The sequence below is a fragment of the Okeania sp. SIO2F4 genome, assembly GCF_010672385.1.
GTDB lineage: Bacteria > Cyanobacteriota > Cyanobacteriia > Cyanobacteriales > Microcoleaceae > Trichodesmium.
Genome location: NZ_JAAHGT010000472.1, coordinates 1 through 7,383 on the forward strand (window position 1 = coordinate 1; position 7,383 = coordinate 7,383).

Here is a 7,383-nt window from a genome sequence, read left to right on the forward strand (position 1 = left end):
AACAGGGTGGGTGGAATTTCACCACCAAGGTAATAAGAGTTATTCACAAGTCGAGGTGATCCTCATGTATTGACTTGGAACGGCCATTTATACCTAGTTTCCTAGTTTAGTGGCCAACGAGTCGCACAATAATCTTTTAAACTGTGACACAATATTTAATTATAGTATTTTAATCTTATCCACTTTTCCAGAAATATGCCTAGTTAACTCTACAAATAAGTACCTGTGCAAAATTAATTTAACATTGGTCATTTCAGTTATCAGTTATCAGTTATCAGTTATCAGTACCGACCGCTGAAGCAGTCGGCTAGAAATCCGAAATTTCCTTTTTTATTCCCTGGAAAGGGGAGGCTTGAGACCTTATTTCTTGATCGGCAGAGAACAGCTTAACTAAGAACAGGGAACAAAAAATATACTTCTACACTTATAGCAGTATATCTAAAAATAATTTTACCTACCTACTTAACCTGACCATCAAATATACAATTAATTTTGCTTGACTTGCTTGACTACTTAATATCTGCATAAATTACTGAATAATCTTAATGCTTGACATTATTTTACCAGCTATTAAAAAACAAATTCTCAAGTCTGAGGTTAACACAAAGGAAAACAAAAAAATGATTTCAAGATACAAAAGGCAGAGCTTTGCTACAAAAGTATTTGATTTTGGTTACATAAAAAAAGTAATCTCAGAACTAGAGTTTCTTGTGCCAAAAACCTATTTATTTAGTAATTAAATAGGTAGTGGTCTATCAATTTTGAAATGATGAGCTGAGAGACTTACTTGGAAGACAATGGAGGAAAGTAGACAAAGAAGAAAATTTGGTAGTGGTATAAATCAGTTATCAGTTAAATATTTTTTCTAGTTTTATCACGCGTAACAAAGTAAGAATTTGACTTCCAACTTCTAACTTCTAACTTCTAACTTCTAACTTCTGACTTCGTTAACACCAGATACTTACTTCTGACTTAATCTTAGCCACTAACTATTCCTGACCACTGCACCTTTTTCTGTTTTTCGCGCCGATAAGAGAAAAAGTAGTCCGGTTGTTGATAAGTACAATAAGGAGCGATCGCCACCTGTTGATTACCAATACCTAATTGTTCCAATTGTAAGATATTGACCAAACGAACATCCAAGCGAACTTTTCCCGGTTCAGGATCGGGTAAAATTGGCGAATTTGGCAAAAGATCCAGAAAATGTAAAATATCTTCAATACTTGCCTTCCCTGTTTCAGGAAAAATAGTCACCCCCACTTGAGCTGCCACCTCTTCAGAGACTTGATAAACCTCTCCAGCAATAGCAGGGCCAAGCACAACCAACAAATCAGATAATTGACTGCCGTGGGCCTCAAAACCTGCCAATGCCACCGGAACAATTTTTGCAGCAGTACCACGCCACCCGGCATGAACAGCTGCTACTTGTCCGGTTTTTTGGTCAGCAATTAGAACAGGAACACAGTCAGCAGTACAGATCCAAACTGCTTGTTGAGCTTTTTCAGTTAATAGACCATCAGCTTCGGCATAAGTTGGTTCAGTTTCAAGAGTAGATTTCCCTGCTGTAAGTACAGTATTGCCATGTACTTGCTTGACACGATATACCTCAGCAGAGGGATGTAATACATCTATTAATTCTGTCGGTGTGCTAGGGGAAAAATGGTGAGTAAAAAAACCATGAGGCCAATTTTGTAAAAGGCTACAGGTTAGGTAAGGTAGTCCTTGCCATTCTTGCCAATGCCAAGTTATATCATTTTTACTCAAAGCTTGGTAGTATTTGTTTAATTTTTGTGAATCAGAGCTGACTATAGTCATTAGAATCAAAATTATTGTTTGTAGTTTTGATTATTATTGTCACATCCTTCCCGACTATGCTGCACTAGGAATTTTTTTCATAGTCATCCATCTCTAATTTAGAGTGCCTCAGGGAATGAAATTACTATTGCTCTATCCGCAATAGAAGAAAATTTCATCATCCATCTTCGAGTGCTTCAGGGAATGAAATTACTATTGCTCTATCCGCAATAGAAGGAAAATTTCATCATCCATCTGTGAGTGCTTCAGGAAATTTCATCATCCATCTTCGAGTGCTTCAGGAAATGAAATTACTATTGCTCTATACGCAATAGAAGAAAATTTCATCATCCATCTGTGAGTGCTTCAGGAAATGAAATTACTATTGCTCTATACGCAATAGAAGAAAATTTCATCATCCATCTGTGAGTGCTTCAGGAAATGAAATTACTATTGCTCTATCCGCAATAGAAGAAAATTTCATCATCCATCTGTGAGTGCTTCAGGAAATGAAATTACTATTGCTCTATCCGCAATAGAAGAAAATTTCATCATCCATCTGTGAGTGCTTCAGGAAATGAAATTACTATTGCTCTATCCGCAATAGAAGAAAATTTCATCATCCATCTGTGAGTGCTTCAGGGAATGAAATTACTATTGCTCTATCCGCAATAGAAGAAAATTTCATCATCCATCTGTGAGTGCCTCAGGGAATGAAATTACTATTGCTCTATCCGCAATAGAAGGAAAATTTCATCATCCATCTGTGAGTGCTTCAGGAAATGAAATGACCATTGCTCTATCCGCATATAGAAGAGAAAATTTCAGTAAAATAATCTGTCAAAATCTTACAGAGCCATAAAAAATATCTAGTAAAAAAATTGTCAGAATTTAATCAACAAAAATTCATCAACTCCCTATCAAATATCCAGAGAATTAGAACTTCCGATATATTGACCCCCTCAAACCAAAATCATCTCCACACTTTTTCAACCCTCCCCTCAACAAACCAAACTCTCTGGCAACTAATTGACTCAGGAGCATCACCAGGAACCATAGTCATAGCCACCCAACAAACATCAGGGCGCGGACAATGGGGACGAAATTGGAAATCAACCATCGGCGGACTATATATGTCAGTCGCCACCAACATATCAATATCCCAAACCCCACAACTAACCTTATCAACAGCTTGGGGTATAGCTTCAAGTTTGGAAGATTATGGTGTACCAGTAAAAATTAAATGGCCTAACGACTTAATCCTAGAAAATCGAAAATTAGGCGGCATCCTCACAGAAACCAGGATAAACAAGAAAAAAATTTCGACCGCAGTAATTGGTATTGGGATAAACTGGGCTAATTCTGTGCCAGACAGAGGCATTAATCTGCAAAGCTATTATAGAAACCAGTGCCAAACAGAAATATCTTCTCTAGAAATGTTAGCTGCAATAGTCTTTCACGGACTAGACTCTGCCATTAAACAACTTTTAGACTTAGGAATAGAAAGTATTTTACCTGGCTATACTCAACTACTAATAAATATGGGGCAGGAAGTATTAGTAGAAAATCGTCTTGGCAAAATTGTAGGAGTAACAAATAGTGGGGAGTTAAAAGTCAAAATTAACCCAGACTCAGGGACCTTAAATACTCAGTCTCAAATATTGTCCTCAGAAATATACCTAAAACCAGGTACGATCAGTCTGGGCTATGGCCAAGTTAGTAAGGGAGTAAGGGAGTAGGGGAGAAATTGAAATACATCTGGTCGTTTTTCCGCAGTAGAAAAAACTTGATATTTGATTTATCAATATCAAAGAACAATGATATAATACATCCGTTAAAAATTATACTATTTATATAATTAGATAAACTACGCTCATGGATAGATGAAATCCGTCAGAACCAAGCTCAAACTGAATAACAAACAAAAAACCCTTTTGGCTCAACACGCAGGCTATGGTAGATGGTGTTATAACTGGGGCTTAAGTCTATGGAATCAGGCATATAAAGATGGTTACAAACCTAACGGCCGTAAGCTTAGAGAAGTTTTTACTAATCAGACAAAACCTCTTTATCCTTGGATGAAGAACTTGTCTTCTAGGGTTTATCAATACGCTTTCCTGAACTTAGGTGAAGCATTTAAGCGGTTTTTTCAAGGGCTAGGTAAATACCCAAAGTTTAAGAAGAAAGGTAGGTCTGATTCTTTCACAATTGATCGTGGTGGAAAACCAATAGAATTAAATGGATGGAATCATAAATTACCTGTTATTGGTATTATCAAAACTTATGAACCTATTGAAGCAACAACTCAAAAAGTAACCATTAGTAGACAAGCAGGTGATTGGTACTTAAGTTGTAGCTACTCCTATACTCCAACTCCAACACCTAAAAAGACAGAAGTTGTAGGTGTAGATCTAGGAGTAAAAACCTTAGCAACTTTAAGCACGGGAGTTGTATTTGAAGGAGCTAAGTCTTACAAGAAATTTGAAGATAAGCTATCTAGACTACAATACCTGAACCGTAATAAAATAATTGGTTCTGCTAACTGGAAAAAGGCGCAACTTAAGATAGCGGTATTGCATAGACGAGTAGCTAACATCCGTAAAGACGCACTTCATAAACTGACAACATACTTAGCCAAGAACCACGGCACTGTTGTCATTGAAGATTTGAATGTCAGGGGTATGTTAGCCAACGACAAATTAGCCAAATCTATAAGTAGACAGTGCTTTTATGAATTTAGAAGACAGCTTGGATATAAGTGCCAATGGTACGGTTGTGAGCTAGTAGTAGAAGATAGATTTTTTCCATCATCAAAGACTTGTTCTAACTGTGGTCATGTCCAAGATATGCCATTAAATCTAAGGACTTATAATTGTCCAGAGTGTGGCTTGTCAATAGATAGAGATTTAAACGCAAGTATTAATTTAAAAAAGCGAGTGCTTAATTCTGAGGAGACCTCAGAATGCAAGACGCACTCAAGAGATGCGGTCGGCTTGATCGTCAATGCCTGTGGATGAGTAACCGCCGACGGCCTCAGTAGAAGCAGGAAGTAAACATGACTATTGTCACTTTATGTGGCGCTTTGTATCACTTTTATAGAGCAGGAGATAATGTCGCTAGAAAACCAAAACCGATCGGTTGAGTCCAACACCCAACCACAAGAAACAACTCCAGAGCAGAACCAAAAGCAAAACTTGATTCAGACCAAACTTCTGACTCACAAATCACTCATGCAGCTAGGTTGTTGTCTAGCTAGTTTAGGGATGCTGAGTAGAGGTATAGTTTTAGCCGAGATGGTTTTGGAAATAGAAGTCTATGACTATGAACCATCATATCAACCCGCTCCAGTAGATAATTATTCTCCCCAAACATCTTATTCAGCACCATCCTATTCACCAGAACCCTACTACGAACCAACACCATCCTATTCGCCCGCGCCATATTACGAACCAGAACCTTATTATTCTCAACCAGCACCAAGTTATTACGAACCGGAACCTTATTATTCTCAACCCTACTACGAACCCGAACCATATTACTCTGCTTCACCTAGTTATTCTGAACCTTATTATTACGAACCGGAACCGGAACCTTATTATTCTCAACCAGCGCCAAGTTATTACGAACCGGAACCATCTTACTATTCTCAACCAGCACCAAGTTATTACGAACCGGAACCTTATTATTCCCAACCAACACCAACCTATGAACCGGAACCGGAACCAGAACCAGACAATACTATCTATTTACCTAAAAGTTTATATGTAGCACCTCCGACTAATACTAACCTTAACCTCTCAAAGAAACCAAAAAATGATTTACCACCCCTAACATTACCAAAACCTGAGAAACTTTATTATGATGGTTCGACTAATGCTTATATAGATGACACAAATTACAAAGTCGGCGCAACTGACAGTTATGAAGCACCAAGTACAGTAGTTTTCTCAGAACGTTCCACAGGAGAAGTTGCTCAATATCCAACAAGTAATAAAAATTGGAGTGCTGTCGCGGAAAATAATAATAATTGGAGCGCCCCTACTCAGACTAATAACTGGAGTGCAAGTACCGCAACGAATAATTGGAGTGCTCCTGCTCAAACTTCATCTAATAATTCTTGGAATGGTGGAACTCAGCAAAATTATTATTCTCAAAATAGCTACCAAAATTCCTCTTACGATAATAGCTATTATTCTTCCAACAATAGTTATTATTCAGGTTCTTCTGGTTATAGTCAAACAAGTTACTACTCAAATTCATCTTCCAGTCAAAGTGGTTATTACTCGAGCACCTCCTATGCTCCATACTACTCAAACTATTCTCAAGGAGTAGAAGTCGCAGCAGTATTGCCAGCTCAAGTGCAGGGATTATTTCATAACCCCATGTCACAGTCAGGTTTAGCTTATTATAAACGTACCATGCGACCTCCCGCAGTACCCGGAAATGGTAATACCCGGTTAATATTTCCTCTATCTATCCCAGCACCCATCACCTCATTATTTGGTTGGAGAGAACATCCAATATTAGGTTATAAAAAATTTCACACCGGAACAGACTTAGGCGCACCAACCGGAACTCCAGTAGTTGCCACTTATGCAGGTCAAGTAGCGATCGCTGACTGGTTAGGTGGTTATGGTGTGACTGTTGTGCTAGACCACCAGAGAAAATCATTGGAAACTCTCTATGGTCACTTATCAGAAATCTTTGTGAAACCAGGAGAGTATGTACAACAGGGTGAAGTTATTGGGCGAGTTGGTAATACAGGAATGTCTACAGGTCCCCACTTACATTTTGAAATGCGACAGTTAACAAAAGATGGATGGGTAGCGAAAAACCCAGATAGTCATGTTGAATTTGCCTTAGTGAATTTGATGACAGCATTGAAAGTGACAGAAATACCACCTGTACCAGAAGTTAGTATTAATGAATTGTTGAAACAGACTAAAGAATTAGGTTCTGGTTTACCACAACTTCCACCTTTACCACCAGGTTTTGAAGTACCTATTCCTGACTTAGAGCCGCCAATTTTTGAGTTGACAAAAGCTTCAGAAAAGTCTGATAAGGATGTGAAAATTAGTTTAAATGAGCAAGAGAAAAAAGTAGTGGAATAAAAAGCATTTAGCATTCAGCAGTCAGCTATCAGCTTGATTGGATTTAATTATATGGATTGAAAACTCAAATTCGTCGGTTTTATGCTTCAATTCTCTGATTAAAAATGTAGTAGAAGTTAAACTAATTCTTACTACATTTATTAAAAAGCTGAGAGTTGACAGCTAATAGCTAAATGCTTACAAATAAAGTTAGTATAATGGGGGAAAATTGATAAAACTCCTAGCTTTTGTAGATTGGGTTAAGCGTATCTCGCAACCCAACAAAAACCTATATATAGTAATCATATTTCAGTTGTGATATTTTAGTGCTAATTAGGAGTCAGAAGTCGTAGGGGCGATTCGCGAATCGCCACTACAGGAGTCAGAATATAAAAGGGTTTTGATTTATCTTAGTCGTTCTTAAATTCTATCAAAATCATTCCTGATTCCTATATGTTGGGTTTCGGTTCCTCAACCCAACCTACAGGATAAATAATTA

6 protein-coding genes are annotated in these 7,383 nt (G+C 37.7%); 5 read left to right on the forward strand and 1 reads right to left on the reverse strand.

All coding sequences use genetic code 11. From position 1 onward, the window contains the following. Nucleotides 1-545 precede the first annotated feature (545 nt). Nucleotides 546-740, forward strand: a complete 195-nt coding sequence (locus tag F6K22_RS25085) for a hypothetical protein (protein ID WP_293104229.1) — start codon at nt 546-548, stop codon at nt 738-740. Nucleotides 741-978: 238 nt separating this feature from the next. Here the strand turns inward: F6K22_RS25085 and pgeF are convergent, their stop codons facing one another. Beyond that, complete coding sequence (gene pgeF, locus F6K22_RS25090; protein WP_293104232.1) at nt 979-1,815, reverse strand: peptidoglycan editing factor PgeF; 837 nt, start codon at nt 1,813-1,815, stop codon at nt 979-981. Nucleotides 1,816-2,491: 676 nt separating this feature from the next. Between pgeF and F6K22_RS25095 the strand changes: the two genes are divergently transcribed. The 4 genes from F6K22_RS25095 (at nt 2,492) to F6K22_RS25110 (ending at nt 6,905) form a co-directional block, all read left to right on the forward strand. Further along, complete coding sequence (locus F6K22_RS25095) at nt 2,492-2,656, forward strand: hypothetical protein (protein ID WP_293104235.1); 165 nt, start codon at nt 2,492-2,494, stop codon at nt 2,654-2,656. Nucleotides 2,657-2,675: 19 nt separating this feature from the next. Next, complete coding sequence (locus tag F6K22_RS25100; protein ID WP_293104238.1) at nt 2,676-3,533, forward strand: biotin--[acetyl-CoA-carboxylase] ligase; 858 nt, start codon at nt 2,676-2,678, stop codon at nt 3,531-3,533. A gap of 144 nt (nt 3,534-3,677) precedes the next feature. Beyond that, nucleotides 3,678-4,811, forward strand: a complete 1,134-nt coding sequence (locus tag F6K22_RS25105) for an RNA-guided endonuclease InsQ/TnpB family protein (RefSeq protein ID WP_293104241.1) — start codon at nt 3,678-3,680, stop codon at nt 4,809-4,811. Between the two features lie 93 nt (nt 4,812-4,904). Further along, on the forward strand, nt 4,905-6,905 hold the full coding sequence (locus F6K22_RS25110; protein ID WP_293104244.1) for a M23 family metallopeptidase: 2,001 nt from the start codon (nt 4,905-4,907) through the stop codon (nt 6,903-6,905). Nucleotides 6,906-7,383: the final 478 nt, after the last annotated feature.

What these genes read in the sequence shown, in the direction of transcription:
- F6K22_RS25085 (WP_293104229.1), top strand. Translation starts at nt 546, where the DNA reads ATGCTTGACATTATTTTACCAGCTATTAAAAAACAAATTCTCAAGTCT.
- pgeF (WP_293104232.1), bottom strand. Translation starts at nt 1,815, where the DNA reads ATGACTATAGTCAGCTCTGATTCACAAAAATTAAACAAATACTACCAA.
- F6K22_RS25105 (WP_293104241.1), top strand. Translation starts at nt 3,678, where the DNA reads ATGAAATCCGTCAGAACCAAGCTCAAACTGAATAACAAACAAAAAACC.
- F6K22_RS25110 (WP_293104244.1), top strand. Translation starts at nt 4,905, where the DNA reads ATGTCGCTAGAAAACCAAAACCGATCGGTTGAGTCCAACACCCAACCA.